Here is a 15,071-nt window from a genome sequence, read left to right on the forward strand (position 1 = left end):
CCGCAAATGATCGGTAATGGCGCTTTGGCGCCCGCGTGCGACGTCTTGCGTCAGATCGACCGGCACTTGAAGGCGCTGACGCGGTCCAGCGAGCAGCAGCCGTGATCTGCTATGCCGTCCTGTCCACCGTGGACGACGTATCCGCCGGCGGATATTTCGTCACGGGCACCATGAATGACTTGTTGCCGACCTGGTAGATGATCTTGCCGTTCTGCCCGTCGTCGGTCGCAATCTGCGCCTGCCCGAACATGATGACGTTCTTGTAGACGGTGCCGGTGCCCTGACGGGTGACGCCATCGGTGGTGACGCTGACCTGCGCTTCGTTGCCGTTGACGCCGAGCACCCTGAAGCTCGCGCTCTTGCCATTGTCACTTGAATAGCCACCCCAGCTTCCCATCAGACGGCTGTCCGAGGCCGGCGGCGCCTGCTTGTCCAGCGTCGCGGTCTGCTTGCCAGCGCCCGCGGAGGATAACAGCACCAAACTCTTGCCGTCTTTGGTGCCGACCGTGATGTTACCGAAGGTGAGAAGCGAACCGGCGACCTCGCCAAAGCCGCGCTCGGTGTGCCCGTTATGGGTGTACTCGACCTGCGCCCGGGCACCGCGGATGTTCACGACCTTGAAGCCGACGGGCTGGTTGTTGCCCGCCCAATTGCCCTTCCAGTCACCGAGGAGGGCGCTCTGGTGATACACCCGCTCGTTGGCGGGCGAAATCTGGCTGGTGCTCGATGAGACGATGGCCATTGGATTGCTCGACGGATTTGTCTGACAGGCCCGCTTGATTCGCGCCCCGACAGGAACGTCAGAACAGTATCCGGAAACAATTGGAAGCAGCCGATTAGGGCCACGCAACAGTTAACGCATGGTTAAAATTCCATCGCGGGCAAATAGGGCAAAAGGTCTCGTCCGGGGGCCGCGCTCAGCGACCCCAGCGGTCTGACCAGATCTTCTCGCCGATCATGCAGTTCACACGCGGCTCCCTGTCCTTCTCCGCAACGCGCATCACCGGGCGCTCCGGCATACGGCCTGCAACCTCCATCAAGAGCTTGGTGCGGATGGCTTCCTTGAACTTCTCGCGATCCTTGATCGTGATGACAAAGGAACCGGGGCCGCCGATGACACAATCTTCATAGTAGAAGTCGAGATTGTCGATATCCATGGTCGAATAGGACGGCTCCTTGACCATGATCGGGAGGCCGTTGATCACGATGCCCTTCTCGATCGCCGCGTCGCGCGCAATCGTGACCGGAGTGCCATTGTTGTTGGGACCGTCGCCGGAAATATCGATCACACGGCGCAAGCCCCGATAGGGATCCTCGTCGAACAGCGGCATCGCGAAACTGATCGCGCCGGAGATCGAAGTGCGCGAGGCGCGCCGGATCGGCGTCTTCAGGATTTCGGCGGCGACGGCATCGGCGGTCTCCGGTCCGTCGATCAGGCGCCAGGGAATGATGATCTTCTGGTCGGTCGAGGCGGCCCACTCGAAATAGGTCACCGCGATCCGGCCGTTCGGGCCCAGCTTCAGCGCCTGCAGGAATTCCTTCGACTGGATCGCCTGCGCATAGCCTTCGCGCTGGATCGCGAGCTCGTCCATGTCCATGGAGTAGGAGACGTCGACAGCGAGGATCAGCTCGACATCGACCGTCTGCGCGTCCCTGTCGGCTGCTTGCCGCTGCGGCTGAATTTTAGGCGACTCAAATTTGGGTCCTGGTGCCGCGATGCCCGCGACGTCCCCTCCGGCGAACATGCCGGTCACCAGCACAGCCCCGATCGAGAACAGCAAGCGCATCGCAGCCTCCCGTCGTATGACGCGATGGTGACATGCAATCGCCTTGCCGCAAAGTCCGAAGATCGCTTGCGCTTCACATTCCAGTTAGGGATTTGCGCGTTGGGATCTGCGGGTCGGGAATTGCGAAGCATTACGCAAAGCTGCCGCCATGTTGCCGCGCTCGCGCCGCTGACTGCGCGATCGCTGGCACGGGTATGCCGTCATGCGCCATGCGCCCCGGAAGAACGGGCCACTAGACAGAGCACCCTCGCCCATTTGTCCGGCGCCATTTCCATGCTAGGCTGGCGACACAGATGGGGATGGAGTCCCCCGACAACCGCCCGGCGGCCTGTGACCGTAATGGGCTGATGACTCCTGCTTGAGGAGGGGCAATTTCTAAGCCTTTGCCTTCGGTGGGAGCATGGACAAACCCGCCGCTGGCGGGTTTTTTGTTGCCTGGACGCGAAGGCCAAGGAGAGGTCAAGCAGAGGTCAAGCAGAGGCCGAGGAGAAGTCCTGGACGTGACGACGACAACACCGAATGCTGCACGTGCGGGGCTGCCCAGGGGAATCTGGGTGCTCGGTTTCGTCTCGATGCTGATGGACGTCTCTTCCGAGATGATCCACGCGCTGCTGCCGGTCTATCTCGTCACCGTGCTCGGCGCCTCCACGCTCACCGTCGGCTTCATCGAGGGCATTGCCGAGGCGACCGCCTCGATCACGAAGATCTTCTCCGGCGCGTTGTCCGACTGGCTAGGCCGGCGCAAATTGCTCGCCGCGCTGGGCTACGGACTCGCCGCGCTGACAAAACCGCTATTCCCGCTTGCCCCCAGCGTCGGATGGCTGGTTGCCGGGCGCTTCATCGACCGCGTCGGCAAGGGCATTCGCGGCGCGCCGCGCGATGCGCTGATCGCCGATATCGCACCTATCGGCCTGCGTGGCGCGAGCTTCGGCCTGCGGCAGTCGCTCGACACTATCGGTGCCTTCGTCGGGCCGCTCATGGCGATCGGCCTGATGTGGTGGACGGCGGACAATTTTACGATGGTGTTCTGGGTGGCCGTGCTGCCGGGCTTCCTGTCGTTCGGACTGATCGCGTTCGCGGTGAGCGAGCCGGAGCCGGACCCTGGCCGGGAGCCCTCAAGGAATCCACTGAATACCGCCGCGGTGCGCCAGCTCGGGTCCGTATACTGGCGCGTGGTCGCGGTTGGCGTCGTGTTCACGCTGGCGCGCTTCAGCGAGGCCTTCCTGATCCTGCGCGCGCAGAACATCGGGCTCAATGCGATGTGGGTGCCGGCCGTGCTGGTGCTGATGAACATCGTCTATGCGTTGTCGGCCTATCCGGCCGGCGTGCTCTCGGACCGGATCAACCGCACCGGCCTGCTCGCGCTCGGCCTCGTCTTCCTCGCCGGCGCCGATCTTGCGCTCGCGCTGCTGCCAAACCTTGGGGGCCTCGCCCTCGGCGTCGTGCTGTGGGGACTGCATATGGGGTTGACGCAAGGCCTGCTCTCGGCCCTCGTCGCCGACGCGGCGCCACCGAGCCTGCGCGGCACCGCGTTCGGCTATTTCAACCTGTTCACCGGCCTTGCCTTGCTGGCCGCAAGCGTGATCGCCGGCGCCTTGTGGGATGCCTATGGTCCGGCCGGCACGTTCCTGGCGGGGCTCGGCTTCGCGCTGGTCGCGCTCGTGGGACTATTCGCCGTCGGCGGCGGGATGGCAACGGAGGAGAAACGATGACGGGGGGCTGTTCGCCGTGCTGAGCGGAGTGCTTGCGATCATGATCGGCAGCATGCTCGGCGGCTGCGCGCGCTATTTCATCTCCGGCGCGATCGCCCGGCGGCTGGGCGAGACGTTTCCGTGGGGCACCGTGACCATCAACGTCACTGGCGCCTTTCTGATCGGCATTTTTGGCGCATTGGCGACCCATCCCGGCTCGGCCTTCGCCGCGCCCGATCCATGGCTGTTCGCGGTCACCGGCTTTCTTGGCTGCTACACCACGGTGTCCTCGTTCAGTCTGCAAACGCTGACGCTGGCGCGCAACGGCGAGGCGATGCACGCGCTCGGGAATGTCGCGGTCTCGGTCGTGCTCTGCCTCGCGGCCGTCAGTTGCGGCTTCCTCCTCACGGACACTCTGGCAGGCTAGAGGCAGATGAAGTCCCCCTCCTTTGCCGATCGCTGGCGCACCGCGACGCTCTATGCCTGGATTGCCGCCGGCAGCATGGTCGGCGGGCTGACGCGCTATCTGGTCGGGCTTGCGCTCGACACCGGGCCCGGCTTCCCGGTCGCGACGCTGTTCATCAACGCCACGGGCTCACTGATGATCGGCTTCTACGCGACGCTGACCGGACCCGACGGCCGCCTGCTGGCCCGGCCCGAGCACCGGCAGTTCGTCATGACCGGGTTCTGCGGCGGCTACACGACCTTTTCGACCTTCAGCCTGGAGACTTTCCGCCTGCTCCACGGCGGCATGAAATATACGGCGCTCGCCTATATCGCGGCATCCGTCATTTGCTGGCTGGTGTCGGTATGGGCAGGCCATATGATAGCCAGCGGCACCAACCGCTTGCGAAGGAGCTAATCATGCAAATCCCCAATCAGGCAGTTTCGCTCCGGATCTTCATTGGCGAGAACGACCATTTCGACGGCAAGCCGCTCTATGAAGCGATCGTGATGACGGCGCGCGAGCGGCATCTGGCCGGCGCCACCGTGCTGCGCGGCCCCATGGGCTTCGGCAAGTCGAGCCGCCTCCACACGTCCAAAATCCTGCGGCTCTCGGAAGACCTGCCGCTGCTGATCGAGATCGTCGACAGCGAGGACAACATCAATGCATTCCTGCCCATCCTGGATGGCATGATGTCGAGCGGCCTGATCACCTTGGAGAAGGTGCAGGTCCTGCAATATGGTGAGAAGGCCGCGCGCTGAGCGCGCCGGCAGGAACCCGAGCCCGCCATATCCGGGAGGCGGAATGAACGATACCGTTGCCAAACCGAAAACCAGGACGAAGACCAAGGTCGAGCGGCCGAAGCTTCATAAGGTCATCCTGATCAACGACGACTTCACGCCGCGCGAATTCGTCACGATGATCCTCAAGGCCGAGTTCCGGATGACCGAGGATCAGGCCTACAAGGTGATGATCACCGCCCACAAGCTCGGCGCCTGCGTGGTCGCAGTTTTCACCAAGGACGTCGCCGAGACCAAGGCTACCCGCGCAACGGATGCCGGCCGCACCAAGGGCTATCCGCTGCTGTTCACGACGGAGCCGGAGGAGTAGCGCTCAGCGACCAGCGCCGGTGCTTCATCCGTCAGCCCATACACGCGCTGCGCCTTTGAAAAGCCCGCGATCGGGAATTCGCCGAGCTCGTGCCAGTCGCGGCGGCAGACACTGGCGAACATTTCCGAGGCCACGACGGTCCGCCCCAGGCGACCGGTGATCTTCTCGAGCCTGGCGGCAAGGTTCACGGCGGGACCGATGCAGGTGAAGTCGAGGCGATTGCCGCCACCGATATTGCCGTAGAGGATGTTGCCGACGTGGAGCGCAACGCCGAAGCGGAAGCGCTCGACGACATCGCCGACAGGGTACGCGAGCGCCTCGACGCTGGCGCGGGATTCGCGCGCCGCCTCCAGCACCCGCGTGCAGACATGCGCGGCATCGCCGACATATTCGTCGATGGGGAATACCGCGAGCAGGCCGTCGCCCATGAATTTCAGCACCTCGCCGCCATGGCCGCGGATCGCGGCGACCTGGCAGTCGAAATAATGGTTGAGGATCTCGACCACGGTCTCGGCCGGCAGCCGGTCCGACAGTGCGGTGAAGCCGCGCAGATCGGAGAGCCAGATCGCAGCCTGCATGGTGTCGTTGTGGCCGCGGCGGATCTGACCGCCAAGGATGCGCGCGCCGGCACGATTGCCGACATAGGTGTCGAGCAGCATCTCGGCGGTGCGGCGCAGGCTGATGATCTCAGTGATGCGCGCGAGCGGTTTGATGATGCTGTGAATCGCCGCGATGTGTTCATCGGTGAATCCGCCTGGATGGCGCGTGGTCCAGCTCGTCGCGTGGACCGAGCCGTCGAGAAACTGCATTGGCGTCGCGACGTAGTCGGTTACGCCTTCGGCACGCATATCGTCGAAAAAAGGGAAATGCTTGCTGCCGGGATCGTCCATGCGTCCGCGCACCTCAAGTCCCTGCTCGAACACGACCCGCAGCGGACTTCTGGCGAATTCCGGCGTCTCCAGGATCTCGAAATCGACCGTGCCGATCTCGACCTCCTCGCCCTCCCGCCAGATGAAGTTGCGACCGAAAATTTCGGGATGCAGCGTGCGGATGAAGATGCCGAACCGCCATAGCGGCAGACCGGCTGCGACCATCCGTTCGCAGGCTTCCGCCGTCATCTCGGCCGGGGTCTTCGACGACCAGGCGCCGTCGATCAGCCAGCTGGTGATGCGTTGGAGCTCGGAGCTTTCCATGCGCGCATTTGCGGACGAAGTTGTGGGATCGTCAAGCTGCGCGGTGGGCCAGTGGCGCGATACAAGCGCCTCGCAGAACGCTAGCGCCCGACCTGGCCGCGGTCGCGCAGGAAATGATCCGCCAAAACACAGGCCATCATGGCTTCGCCGACGGGTACGGCGCGGATGCCGACGCAGGGATCGTGGCGGCCCTTGGTCATGATCTCGGTGTCGGCGCCGTTGCGATCGACGGTGAGACGCGGCTGCAGGATCGACGAGGTCGGTTTGACCGCGAAACGCACCACCACCGGCTGCCCTGTGGAGATGCCGCCCAGCACGCCGCCGGCGTGGTTGGAGAGAAAACGCGTGCCGTCATTGCCCGTGCGCATCTCGTCGGCGTTCTCTTCGCCGGTCAATTCCGCCGCGCCAAAGCCGGCGCCGATCTCGACGCCCTTCACCGCGTTGATGGTCATCATCGCGCCCGCCAGATCGGAATCGAGCTTGGCGTAGATCGGCGCGCCAAGGCCAGCCGGCACACCTTCGGCGACGACCTCGATCACCGCGCCGATCGAGGAGCCGCTCTTGCGGATGCCGTCGAGATAGGTCTCGAAGAATGCGGCCTTGTCCTTGTCCGGACAGAAGAACGGATTCTTCGCGATCTCGTCCCAGTCCCACTTCGCGCGGTCGATCTTGTGCGGCCCCATCTGCACCAACGCGCCGCGCACCTTCACATCGGGCAACACCTTTCGCGCGATCGCGCCGGCGGCAACGCGCGTCGCGGTCTCGCGCGCCGAGGAGCGGCCGCCGCCGCGATAATCGCGCAGGCCGTACTTTGCTTCATAGGTGAAGTCGGCATGACCGGGGCGAAACTTGTCTTTGATCTCGGAATAGTCCTTGGAGCGCTGGTCGGTGTTCTCGATCAGGAGCCCGATCGGCGTGCCCGTCGTCACCTGCACGCCGGTCTCCGGATGCGCCATCACGCCGGAGAGGATCTTGACCTGGTCCGCCTCCTGACGCTGGGTCGTGAAGCGCGACTGGCCGGGCCGGCGGCGATCAAGATCGCCCTGGATGTCGGTCTCGACGAGCGGGATCATGGGCGGGCAGCCGTCGACCACGCAGCCGATCGCCACCCCATGGCTCTCGCCGAAGGTCGTGACGCGGAACATGTGGCCGAAGGTGTTGAAGGACATCGCTGCTCGCTGGCTCGGTTCCCGCGTGTGGTAACGCGCGGGGCGCCGGTGGTCAAACCCGCAGCCGCCACGGGGACGGCGAACCGGCTTAACTAAACTTCTCCAGCCGCCCGTCCCGGAACACGTAGACGGCGCCCTGCTCGATGTAGAGTTCGGCGGCGCTCGCCGGCGTCTCCAGGCCGAGTGAAACCATCAGGGCCCGGCAGGTCCCACCATGGGCGACCGCGACGGTGTCGGTCCGGAGCTGCTCGTACCAGGCGCGCACGCGGACCTGCACATCGGCGTAGGTCTCCCCGCCCGCGGGGCCCACCGTCCATTTGTCGGCGAGGCGCCGGGCATATATTTCGGGATCGGAGGCCTCGCTCTCGGCCAGCGTCAGTCCCTCCCAGGTGCCGTAGCCGATCTCGCGCAAGCGATCGTCGAGCGTATAGTCCGCAATCGGCAGTTCGAGCTTGCTCCGCGCCAGTTCCATGGTCTGTCGCGCGCGGCCAAGCGGACTCGACACGTAGGGTAATGCAGCCTTGTCGCGGCCCTCGCGCTTGAACAGATCGGCGAGAATGCCGCCGGCCCGCACGGCCTGATCGCGACCGCGCGCGTTCAGCGGAATGTCCTTGATGCCCTGAAGCCTCCCGAGCGCATTCCACTCGGTCTCGCCGTGGCGCAGATAATAGATCGTGGGCACGGGCATTGCTGGGTAAAAAGTTAGTCCTTCCCGCCGAACGAAATGTCCGGCGCGTCCGGGCGCTTCATGCCGAGCACGTGATAGCCGGAATCGACGTGATGCACCTCGCCGGTGACGCCGCGCGAGAGGTCGGAGAGGAAATACAGCGCGCTGCCACCGACGTCTTCCGTGGAGACGTTGCGCCGCAGCGGCGCGTTGGCCTCGTTCCACTTCAGGATATATCTGAAATCGCCGATGCCGGACGCCGCGAGCGTCTTGATCGGCCCCGCGGAGATCGCGTTGACGCGGATGTTCTTCTCGCCGAGATCGGCGGCGAGATAACGCACGCTTGCTTCGAGCGCCGCTTTCGCGACGCCCATGACGTTGTAATGCGGCATCCACTTCTCGGCGCCGTAATAGCTGAGTGTGATCAGCGAGCCGCCGTCGGTCATCAGCTTCTCGGCGCGCTGCGCCACGGCTGTGAACGAGTAGCAGGAGATCAGCATGGACTTCGAAAAATTCTCCTGCGTGGTGTCGACGTAGCGGCCGTCGAGCTGCTCGCCATAGGCGATCGCATGCACCAGGAAGTCGATCTTGCCCCACTTCTCCTTCAGCACCGCGAACGCCGCATCGATGGTCGCGGCATCGGTGACGTCGCAATGGCCGAGTACGAGCCCGCCGATCTCGGCGGCAAGCGGCTCGACGCGCTTCTTCAGCGCATCGCCCTGATAGGTGAAGGCGAGCTCGGCGCCGGCCGCGTGACATGCCTTGGCAATGCCCCAGGCGATCGAGCGGTTGTTGGCAACGCCGAGGACCACGCCCCGCTTGCCCTGCATCAGACCTGAATTCTGCGCCATTTTGCTAACGTCCCGTCGAGCTCCCGGTAAGGTTTGGAGGTACACCAGCCCTCCGTGGCGGTACAGTCCTAATACGCGGCGTTAACGCTGTTTCACGCGCCGGAATAGCCGTTCCGCTCGGGTGTTATGATCGTTGTGGCGCTCGCGCCGGACATCAGGACGTCAAGATCGCAATGAGTGCGTTTCGCCAGAGCGTTGAAGCCATGATCCCGGCGTTGCGCCGCTACGCCCGCGCGCTCACGCGCGAGGCGGATGCGGCCGACGATCTGGTGCAGGATACGCTGGTGCGGGCGCTGCGTTCGGAGCGCCTGTTCCTCGGGGGCGACGTCAGGAGCTGGCTCTATACGATCCTGACCAACCTCAACAAGAACCGGCGGCGCTCGCTGGCACGGCGCCCGCAATTCATGCAGCTGACGGAGAACAACCCGGACGCCAGCGGGACCGAAGCCGAAGGGCGCGATATCGAGAGGGCGCTGGCGACGCTCGTCGAGGAGCAACGCTCGGTGCTGCTCCTGGTGATGCTGGAGGGCATGAGCTACCGCGAGGTCGCCGACATCCAGGGCGTGCCGATCGGCACCGTGATGTCGCGCCTGGCACGCGCCCGCGCCCACGTTAAAGCCTCGCTGGAGGGTGAGCGCCCGGCGCTCAGGCGGGTGAAATGATGGCAGGATTGATGCATCGCGCCGGTCGTTTCTCCTGCATGGCATGGGAAGCGGCGCAGTTGAACCACGAAGAACATTTTGGGCCGCAGAGCCAGAGACGATCGATATGAACGACCGCAAGATCCCAGTGACCGAGGACGAACTGCACGCCTATGTCGACGGCGAGTTGCCGGCCGAGCGCCGCGCCGACGTCGAAGCCTGGCTTGCCGCGCAGCCTGAGGATGGCGAGCGCGTGCAGTCCTGGCGCGCCATGGCCGAGATGCTGCACGCCCGCTACGATTCCGTCGCCCAGGAGCCGGTGCCGGCGCGGCTCGAGCTCGAACGGCTGGAGCGCCGCCCGCGGCACTGGCTCTATGGCGCCGCCGCGGCCGTGCTGGTGGCCTTCGTCGCCGGCGGCACCGCCGGCTGGCTGGCGCATGGCGCCGCCAACGCGCCCTCGACCTTCCAGAGTTTTACGACTGACGCACTCGACGCCCACCGCCTCTATGTCGTCGAGGTTCGCCATCCCGTCGAGGTCGGCGGCAACGAGCGCGACCACCTCCAGGCCTGGCTGACCCGGCGCTGCGGCTGGACCGTGTTTGCACCGAACCTGGAGGCGAGTGGACTAAAGCTCGTCGGTGGCCGGCTTTTGCCGGGGCCGAACGGGCCGGCGTCGTTCCTGATGTATGAGGGTGCCTCGGGCGAGCGGTACACGATTTACACCGCCAAGACCGAGAATGGTGCAACGCAGATGCGCTACGCCCGAACGGACAAGGACGGGGCGCTGTTCTGGTCGGAGCGCGGCGTCGGCTACGTCGTCAGCGGTGGCGGCGACCGGGATCGGCTGACCAAAGTGGCGCAGGCGGTCTACGACCAAGCAGAGAAAAGCGGCACCTAGACAACCACGCAAGCGCGGTGCCTCGATTCCGACATTGAAAATTTGGAATGAAGACATCGGCGCGTCTCATTATCGCACCGGATGATCACGCGAAAATGAGCAGCGTTCGATCCGCCGATCGACGCGGGCGGCCTCGATTGGGGTTTTTGGTACCGCGCTGGTCCCCCTCTCGAGGCCGCACCTTTTTATCGGCTGCCCCGCCGGACAGCCGACACGTCGAGCACGTGAGCCAAGAAGGGCTAACACGCCTCGGGCATATGATGAGCATCATCTCGACGGACGACGCTCTCAGTCTTTAGGAGAACCCCTTCACACTTTCTGGATCACGCTTAGCCAAGCCCGCTACGTGGATTGTAGGGGCGTTGGTCCCGCCACTTCTCCATCAATGCTTCAAGCTCGGCGTCGTTCCCGTCCGGTAGCATAATCCTGACAGTAACGAAGAGATCCCCGGTTCCGCCAGCTTTTGGCAATCCTTTGCCCTTCAGGCGGAAGGTCCGGCCGCTGGAGGTGTTTTGCGGGACCGAAAGCTCCACGGCATTGCCGAGGGTGGGCACGCGGACCTTGCCGCCAAGCACCGCCTCATAAAGCGTGACCGGCAGGTCGATCCGGAGATCGGCGCCCTCGATCTTGAAGAACGGATGCGGCGCGATGCTGATCGTGATCAGGAGATCGCCCGGCGGGTGGCCCTGAGCGCTCTCGCCCTGTCCCCGCAACCGGATCTGCTGGCCCTCGGTCACGCCGGACGGAACCTTGACATTGAGTTCCTTGCCATTCGGCAGCCGGACTCGCTTCTCGCCGCCCTTGACCGCCTCCTCCAGCGAGACGGTCATGGCGACATTGACGTCGAGATCGAGCCCGATCCCGCCGGTGTCGAATTCGAACTGGGCACCGCCGCCGGCCCCGGGGCGCGGACGCGGCCCACCGCCGAACATGCTGTTGAGGATGTCCTCGAACGCGCCGCCGCCCGCACCAGGGCCCGCGCCGCCACCGCGGAACGTATAGCTTTCGAACCCGCCGGGACCCGCGCGACCGCGCGGCCCGCCGCCGCCCGGAAAGCCATGGAAGCGCGGCTTGCCGTCGGCGTCGATCTCGCCGCGGTCGAATTGCTTGCGTTTGTCCTCGTCGCCGAGGATCTCGTTGGCCGAATTGAGCTCAGCGAAGCGCTCGGCCGCCTTCGGGTCGTTCTTGTTGCTGTCAGGATGGTGCTTCTTAGCAAGCTTGCGATAGGCGCTCTTGATCGCGGCAGCGTTGGCGCTCCGCGGCACCCCCAAGACCTCATAGGGGTCGCGCATCCGTCACGTCTCCTTCAAGAAATCGAATTGTTCAAAGGGCTCCCCGCCCCCAACTGAGCCTCATGTGGGGGGCGAGTGGTATTTTTGCAACTAGCCTGGTGAAGCGATTCCTAGCTCCGCCACGGCTTTAGCGTATGAATCTCCCAACTGCCACGGCTGCTTTGGCAGCCCGCGCCCTGGAGCCAGCTTTCGGTGCTGCCGTTGACGTAGCTCGCCAGGAAGTCGCGGCACTTGCGGCCGTCCTCGGCGGCATAGGATTGCGCGATCGGCGTGACCGAACCGCGCGCTCCGGTTTCCGGATTCTCCCAATGCTGGCTGGAATCCTTGTCGTTCTTGCTGAGGACGTCGGAGGCGGCGTTGCGGGCGAAGGCGAGATCGGTCTCGGTCGGTGCCGCCGCCCTGGCCGGCATTGCGATCGAGCCGGTGAGGTCGCTGTCCTCGGCCTTGGCGTAGGCGCTCTTGTCGTTGCGGGAGAAGCTGCAACCGCCGGTGCCGAGCCCGATCAGAATGATCGTCATGACGAAGCCGGACGGCCGGATCGCCGATAGGCCAACGCGTCCCCATACCCTATATAGGGCGGTAGCAGACAACAGCGCGTTTTGGACCGCAGGACGCAACTCGGACCCCAGACATGACCGACACGACCTCGATGAAACACCAGACACCCTTAACATCCGGTGATTTCACCGCCGCCGACGAGCCGTTTGCGCTGTTCGAGGCCTGGATGAACGAAGCCATCAAGAGCGAGCCGAACGATCCGAACGCCATGGCGCTCGCAACCGTCGATCCCGATGGCCTGCCGGATGTGCGCATGGTGCTGATGAAGGGCTTCGATACCGATGGTTTCGTCTTCTACAGCCACATCGCCAGCCAGAAGGGCCGCGAACTCGCCGCAAATCCTAAGGCGGCGTTACTTTTTCACTGGAAGTCGCTGCGCCGGCAGGTCCGCATCCGCGGCAACGTGACGCCGGTGACCGAGGCCGAAGCCGACGCCTATTTCGCCACCCGCCCGAAACAGGCGCAGATCGGTGCCTGGGCGAGCAAGCAGTCGCAGGAGCTGGAGAGCCGCTTCGCCTTCGAGCAGGCGATCGCCAAGGTCGCCGCCAAGCACATGATCGGCGAGGTGCCGCGGCCGCCGGGCTGGAGCGGCTGGCGCATCACGCCGTCGCGTATCGAATTCTGGCATGACCGCCCATTCCGCCTGCACGACCGCATCGAATTTCGCCGTGACGCGGCCGGCCAGAAATGGTCCAAGACGCGGATGTATCCTTAGTATTTTGTTCGAGCATGATCCCTTCGGAAAACCGCTGCACGCTTTGCGCTAACGCGGCCCTCCGGGTCCGGATCATGCTCCAACCTGAAAGACCTTCATGCCGCAGCCTTCCAACGCGCCGCGCCGCACGCTGCTCCTGACCGGGGCGAGCCGCGGCATCGGCCATGCCACCGTGATCCGTTTCTCCTCGGCCGGCTGGCGCGTGATCACCTGCTCGCGACATCCGTTCCCGGAGGATTGTCCGTGGGATGCAGGCCCTGAGGACCATATCCAGGTCGACCTCGCCACGCCCGCCGATACCACCCGCGCAATCTCCGACATCCGCGACCGTCTCGAAGGCGGGATGCTGCATGCGCTGGTCAACAATGCCGCGATCTCACCGAAGGGCGCCGGCGGCTCCAGGCTCGGCTCGATCGACACCGACCTCGACACCTGGACGCATGTGTTCAACGTCAACTTCTTCGCGCCGATCATGATGGCGCGCGGGCTGCTCGAGGAACTGAAGACGGCCAAGGGCTCTGTCGTGAACGTCACTTCGATCGCGGGCTCGCGCGTGCATCCCTTCGCAGGCGCCGCCTACGCCACCTCGAAGGCCGCGCTGGCATCCCTGACGCGCGAGATGGCCTCCGACTTCGGCCGCGTCGGCGTGCGCGTCAATGCGATCGCGCCGGGCGAGATCGACACCTCGATCCTGTCGCCGGGCACCGAGAAGATCGTCGACCAGCAGATCCCGATGCACCGGCTCGGCACGCCCGACGAGGTCGCCAAGATCATCTACGTGCTGTGTACGGACACCAGTTCTTACGTCAACGGCGCCGAGATCCACATCAACGGCGGCCAGCACGTGTAGGCGAAGCATGGGTCGGTTCGCTAGCACTGCGGCACTTTACGAGCATTTGCGACCGCCGTACCCGAGCGAATTCTTTCGCAGCGTCGCGGAAAAGCTCGGCCTCTCCACGCAAAGCAGCTTGATCGACCTCGGCACCGGACCTGGGATGCTGGCGCTCGGCTTTGCGCCCTATGTCGGCCGCATCGTCGGCGTCGACCCAGAACCTGCCATGCTCGATGCGGCGCGACGTACGGCTGCGAGCGCAGGCCACGCACTCACGCTGATCGAAGGCAAGGTCGAGACGCTCAGCCCCGACATCAGCTTCGACGTCGTGACGATCGGCCGCGCGCTGCATTGGATGGATCGTGAGCCGACGCTTGCACGGCTCGTTCGGCTGGTTGCGCGCGGTGGCGCAATTCTGATCTGCGCCTCGTTCTCGGTCACCGACGGCAGAAACCCGTGGCTCGATGGCTACAACGACGTACGCCGCCGCTGGTCGCCGGCCAAGCTCTGGGAGGAGGCAGGCAGGGGCACGCGCACCCATCGCGACTTGCCGGCGTTCTTTCGCGGCAGCGCCTTTCAGCCCACCGAACTCGTCACGGTCGAGACCAGCCACGTAGTTGGCGTGGAGGACCTGACGCGGCGCACGCTGACCTATTCGTCGTCATCACCAGATGCGCTGGGCGACAATGTCGAGGAGATGCTACGCGACGTCCGGGAGCACCTGGCTTCTTTCAGCGGCAACGGGGTCGTGGCCGAGACCATCGTCTCGACGGCGCAGATCGTGAAGCGCTAGCTGATTTGCCGAAGGGCGGGAGCAAGGCGATCCAGACAACGCCGCCGCAAGACCTGGATCGCCCTTGGCTTCCGTTCCTCAATCGAGTCGAATCCGACGTGACCTCTCGCGTGGCTGCGGAGCGGCCGTGCTGATTGCAGTCGAACAATCGTCGTCGTTCTCACCGTCGAGCAGCGGAGCACCACAGTGTCGGCACATGCTTGCCGACATCGACGACGCCTTGCCGCTCGTCACGACATGGCGATAGCTCGCCAGATCGATGACGTTGGGGGGCGTCGTTATGTGTTTTTCAACCATGGCTGTTCCTCGCGGCTTACCTGCTCCTTATCGCAGACAAGTTTCGCGTAAACGTTCAGCCCACCGCTCAAATTTTACCGGAGGAATTGGGGCGGCGAGCACACATCGCCGTGCGGCCGCAATCCCGCTCTA

Annotated in this window: 19 protein-coding genes and 1 riboswitch; of the genes, 10 read left to right on the forward strand and 9 right to left on the reverse strand. The window is 64.6% G+C overall.

What is annotated here, in order from left to right:
* Positions 1-109: 109 nt before the first annotated feature.
* Together AC0L30_RS34745 and AC0L30_RS34750 are read right to left on the reverse strand one after the other, a co-directional pair.
* Positions 110-742, reverse strand: coding sequence for a hypothetical protein (locus tag AC0L30_RS34745; protein WP_007594660.1), 633 nt, complete (start codon positions 740-742; stop codon positions 110-112).
* Positions 743-917: 175 nt separating this feature from the next.
* Entirely contained in the window at positions 918-1,787 is an 870-nt protein-coding gene (locus AC0L30_RS34750) for a DUF1194 domain-containing protein (protein WP_007594662.1), read from the reverse strand.
* 286 nt (positions 1,788-2,073) lie between these two features.
* Positions 2,074-2,151: riboswitch (Fluoride riboswitch) on the forward strand.
* A 136-nt stretch (positions 2,152-2,287) separates the two neighbouring features.
* Here AC0L30_RS34750 and AC0L30_RS34755 point away from each other — a divergent pair.
* The 5 genes from AC0L30_RS34755 to clpS are packed head-to-tail and all read left to right on the forward strand — an operon-like array spanning position 2,288 to position 5,033.
* On the forward strand, positions 2,288-3,499 hold the full coding sequence (locus AC0L30_RS34755; protein WP_007594664.1) for an MFS transporter: 1,212 nt from the start codon (positions 2,288-2,290) through the stop codon (positions 3,497-3,499).
* A 16-nt stretch (positions 3,500-3,515) separates the two neighbouring features.
* A complete protein-coding gene (gene crcB, locus AC0L30_RS34760; RefSeq protein WP_007594666.1) occupies positions 3,516-3,905 on the forward strand; it encodes a fluoride efflux transporter CrcB in 390 nt (129 codons plus the stop codon).
* Positions 3,906-3,911: 6 nt separating this feature from the next.
* Positions 3,912-4,340, forward strand: a complete 429-nt coding sequence (crcB, locus tag AC0L30_RS34765) for a fluoride efflux transporter CrcB (protein WP_007594668.1) — start codon at positions 3,912-3,914, stop codon at positions 4,338-4,340.
* A gap of 2 nt (positions 4,341-4,342) precedes the next feature.
* Positions 4,343-4,684 carry a DUF190 domain-containing protein gene (locus tag AC0L30_RS34770; RefSeq protein ID WP_007594670.1) on the forward strand — a complete coding sequence of 114 codons (342 nt, stop codon included), beginning with the start codon at positions 4,343-4,345 and terminating at the stop codon, positions 4,682-4,684.
* 43 nt (positions 4,685-4,727) lie between these two features.
* Positions 4,728-5,033, forward strand: a complete 306-nt coding sequence (clpS, locus tag AC0L30_RS34775; protein ID WP_007594672.1) for an ATP-dependent Clp protease adapter ClpS — start codon at positions 4,728-4,730, stop codon at positions 5,031-5,033.
* On the opposite strand, the gene AC0L30_RS34780 is transcribed toward clpS, so the two are convergent.
* The 4 genes from AC0L30_RS34780 to fabI all read right to left on the reverse strand — a co-directional run bounded on the left by AC0L30_RS34780 (position 4,997) and on the right by fabI (position 8,913).
* A complete protein-coding gene (locus AC0L30_RS34780; RefSeq protein WP_007594673.1) occupies positions 4,997-6,226 on the reverse strand; it encodes an adenylate/guanylate cyclase domain-containing protein in 1,230 nt (409 codons plus the stop codon). The genes clpS and AC0L30_RS34780 overlap by 37 nt on opposite strands.
* A gap of 80 nt (positions 6,227-6,306) precedes the next feature.
* The gene (aroC, locus tag AC0L30_RS34785) at positions 6,307-7,395 is read right to left on the reverse strand and encodes a chorismate synthase (protein WP_007594674.1); all 1,089 of its coding nucleotides are present in this window, start codon (positions 7,393-7,395) and stop codon (positions 6,307-6,309) included.
* A gap of 88 nt (positions 7,396-7,483) precedes the next feature.
* Positions 7,484-8,083, reverse strand: a complete 600-nt coding sequence (locus AC0L30_RS34790) for a histidine phosphatase family protein (RefSeq protein WP_007594675.1) — start codon at positions 8,081-8,083, stop codon at positions 7,484-7,486.
* Between the two features lie 14 nt (positions 8,084-8,097).
* Positions 8,098-8,913, reverse strand: a complete 816-nt coding sequence (gene fabI / locus AC0L30_RS34795) for an enoyl-ACP reductase FabI (RefSeq protein ID WP_007594677.1) — start codon at positions 8,911-8,913, stop codon at positions 8,098-8,100.
* A gap of 173 nt (positions 8,914-9,086) precedes the next feature.
* Between fabI and AC0L30_RS34800 the strand changes: the two genes are divergently transcribed.
* Entirely contained in the window at positions 9,087-9,575 is a 489-nt protein-coding gene (locus AC0L30_RS34800) for a sigma-70 family RNA polymerase sigma factor (RefSeq protein ID WP_007594679.1), read from the forward strand.
* A gap of 106 nt (positions 9,576-9,681) precedes the next feature.
* Positions 9,682-10,452, forward strand: a complete 771-nt coding sequence (locus AC0L30_RS34805) for an anti-sigma factor family protein (protein WP_007594681.1) — start codon at positions 9,682-9,684, stop codon at positions 10,450-10,452.
* Positions 10,453-10,781: 329 nt separating this feature from the next.
* Here AC0L30_RS34805 and AC0L30_RS34810 read toward each other — a convergent pair whose 3' ends face one another.
* The gene (locus AC0L30_RS34810) at positions 10,782-11,744 is read right to left on the reverse strand and encodes a DnaJ C-terminal domain-containing protein (RefSeq protein WP_007594691.1); all 963 of its coding nucleotides are present in this window, start codon (positions 11,742-11,744) and stop codon (positions 10,782-10,784) included.
* Positions 11,745-11,854: 110 nt separating this feature from the next.
* On the reverse strand, positions 11,855-12,262 hold the full coding sequence (locus AC0L30_RS34815; RefSeq protein ID WP_007594695.1) for an RT0821/Lpp0805 family surface protein: 408 nt from the start codon (positions 12,260-12,262) through the stop codon (positions 11,855-11,857).
* A gap of 113 nt (positions 12,263-12,375) precedes the next feature.
* Here AC0L30_RS34815 and pdxH point away from each other — a divergent pair, with 113 nt between their 5' ends.
* The 3 genes from pdxH to AC0L30_RS34830 all read left to right on the forward strand — a co-directional run bounded on the left by pdxH (position 12,376) and on the right by AC0L30_RS34830 (position 14,642).
* A complete protein-coding gene (gene pdxH, locus AC0L30_RS34820) occupies positions 12,376-13,017 on the forward strand; it encodes a pyridoxamine 5'-phosphate oxidase (RefSeq protein ID WP_007594697.1) in 642 nt (213 codons plus the stop codon).
* A 97-nt stretch (positions 13,018-13,114) separates the two neighbouring features.
* Entirely contained in the window at positions 13,115-13,867 is a 753-nt protein-coding gene (locus tag AC0L30_RS34825; RefSeq protein WP_007594703.1) for an SDR family NAD(P)-dependent oxidoreductase, read from the forward strand.
* A gap of 7 nt (positions 13,868-13,874) precedes the next feature.
* Positions 13,875-14,642, forward strand: a complete 768-nt coding sequence (locus AC0L30_RS34830; protein WP_473406248.1) for a class I SAM-dependent methyltransferase — start codon at positions 13,875-13,877, stop codon at positions 14,640-14,642.
* Positions 14,643-14,720: 78 nt separating this feature from the next.
* Here the strand turns inward: AC0L30_RS34830 and AC0L30_RS34835 are convergent, their stop codons facing one another.
* Positions 14,721-14,939, reverse strand: a complete 219-nt coding sequence (locus tag AC0L30_RS34835) for a hypothetical protein (RefSeq protein WP_007594705.1) — start codon at positions 14,937-14,939, stop codon at positions 14,721-14,723.
* Positions 14,940-15,071 lie beyond the last annotated feature (132 nt).

Source organism: Bradyrhizobium sp. MI1.11, from assembly GCF_055811255.1.

Bases quoted from the DNA above. Each gene is read 5' to 3' on its own strand.
- AC0L30_RS34770 (WP_007594670.1), top strand. From the start codon at position 4,343: ATGCAAATCCCCAATCAGGCAGTTTCGCTCCGGATCTTCATTGGCGAG.
- AC0L30_RS34835 (WP_007594705.1), bottom strand. From the start codon at position 14,939: ATGGTTGAAAAACACATAACGACGCCCCCCAACGTCATCGATCTGGCG.
- fabI (WP_007594677.1), bottom strand. From the start codon at position 8,913: ATGGCGCAGAATTCAGGTCTGATGCAGGGCAAGCGGGGCGTGGTCCTC.
- AC0L30_RS34790 (WP_007594675.1), bottom strand. From the start codon at position 8,083: ATGCCCGTGCCCACGATCTATTATCTGCGCCACGGCGAGACCGAGTGG.
- AC0L30_RS34805 (WP_007594681.1), top strand. From the start codon at position 9,682: ATGAACGACCGCAAGATCCCAGTGACCGAGGACGAACTGCACGCCTAT.
- AC0L30_RS34825 (WP_007594703.1), top strand. From the start codon at position 13,115: ATGCCGCAGCCTTCCAACGCGCCGCGCCGCACGCTGCTCCTGACCGGG.
- aroC (WP_007594674.1), bottom strand. From the start codon at position 7,395: ATGTCCTTCAACACCTTCGGCCACATGTTCCGCGTCACGACCTTCGGC.
- AC0L30_RS34750 (WP_007594662.1), bottom strand. From the start codon at position 1,787: ATGCGCTTGCTGTTCTCGATCGGGGCTGTGCTGGTGACCGGCATGTTC.
- AC0L30_RS34830 (WP_473406248.1), top strand. From the start codon at position 13,875: ATGGGTCGGTTCGCTAGCACTGCGGCACTTTACGAGCATTTGCGACCG.
- AC0L30_RS34780 (WP_007594673.1), bottom strand. From the start codon at position 6,226: ATGGAAAGCTCCGAGCTCCAACGCATCACCAGCTGGCTGATCGACGGC.
- AC0L30_RS34745 (WP_007594660.1), bottom strand. From the start codon at position 742: ATGGCCATCGTCTCATCGAGCACCAGCCAGATTTCGCCCGCCAACGAG.
- AC0L30_RS34810 (WP_007594691.1), bottom strand. From the start codon at position 11,744: ATGCGCGACCCCTATGAGGTCTTGGGGGTGCCGCGGAGCGCCAACGCT.
- pdxH (WP_007594697.1), top strand. From the start codon at position 12,376: ATGACCGACACGACCTCGATGAAACACCAGACACCCTTAACATCCGGT.
- AC0L30_RS34800 (WP_007594679.1), top strand. From the start codon at position 9,087: ATGAGTGCGTTTCGCCAGAGCGTTGAAGCCATGATCCCGGCGTTGCGC.
- crcB (WP_007594668.1), top strand. From the start codon at position 3,912: ATGAAGTCCCCCTCCTTTGCCGATCGCTGGCGCACCGCGACGCTCTAT.
- clpS (WP_007594672.1), top strand. From the start codon at position 4,728: ATGAACGATACCGTTGCCAAACCGAAAACCAGGACGAAGACCAAGGTC.
- AC0L30_RS34815 (WP_007594695.1), bottom strand. From the start codon at position 12,262: ATGACGATCATTCTGATCGGGCTCGGCACCGGCGGTTGCAGCTTCTCC.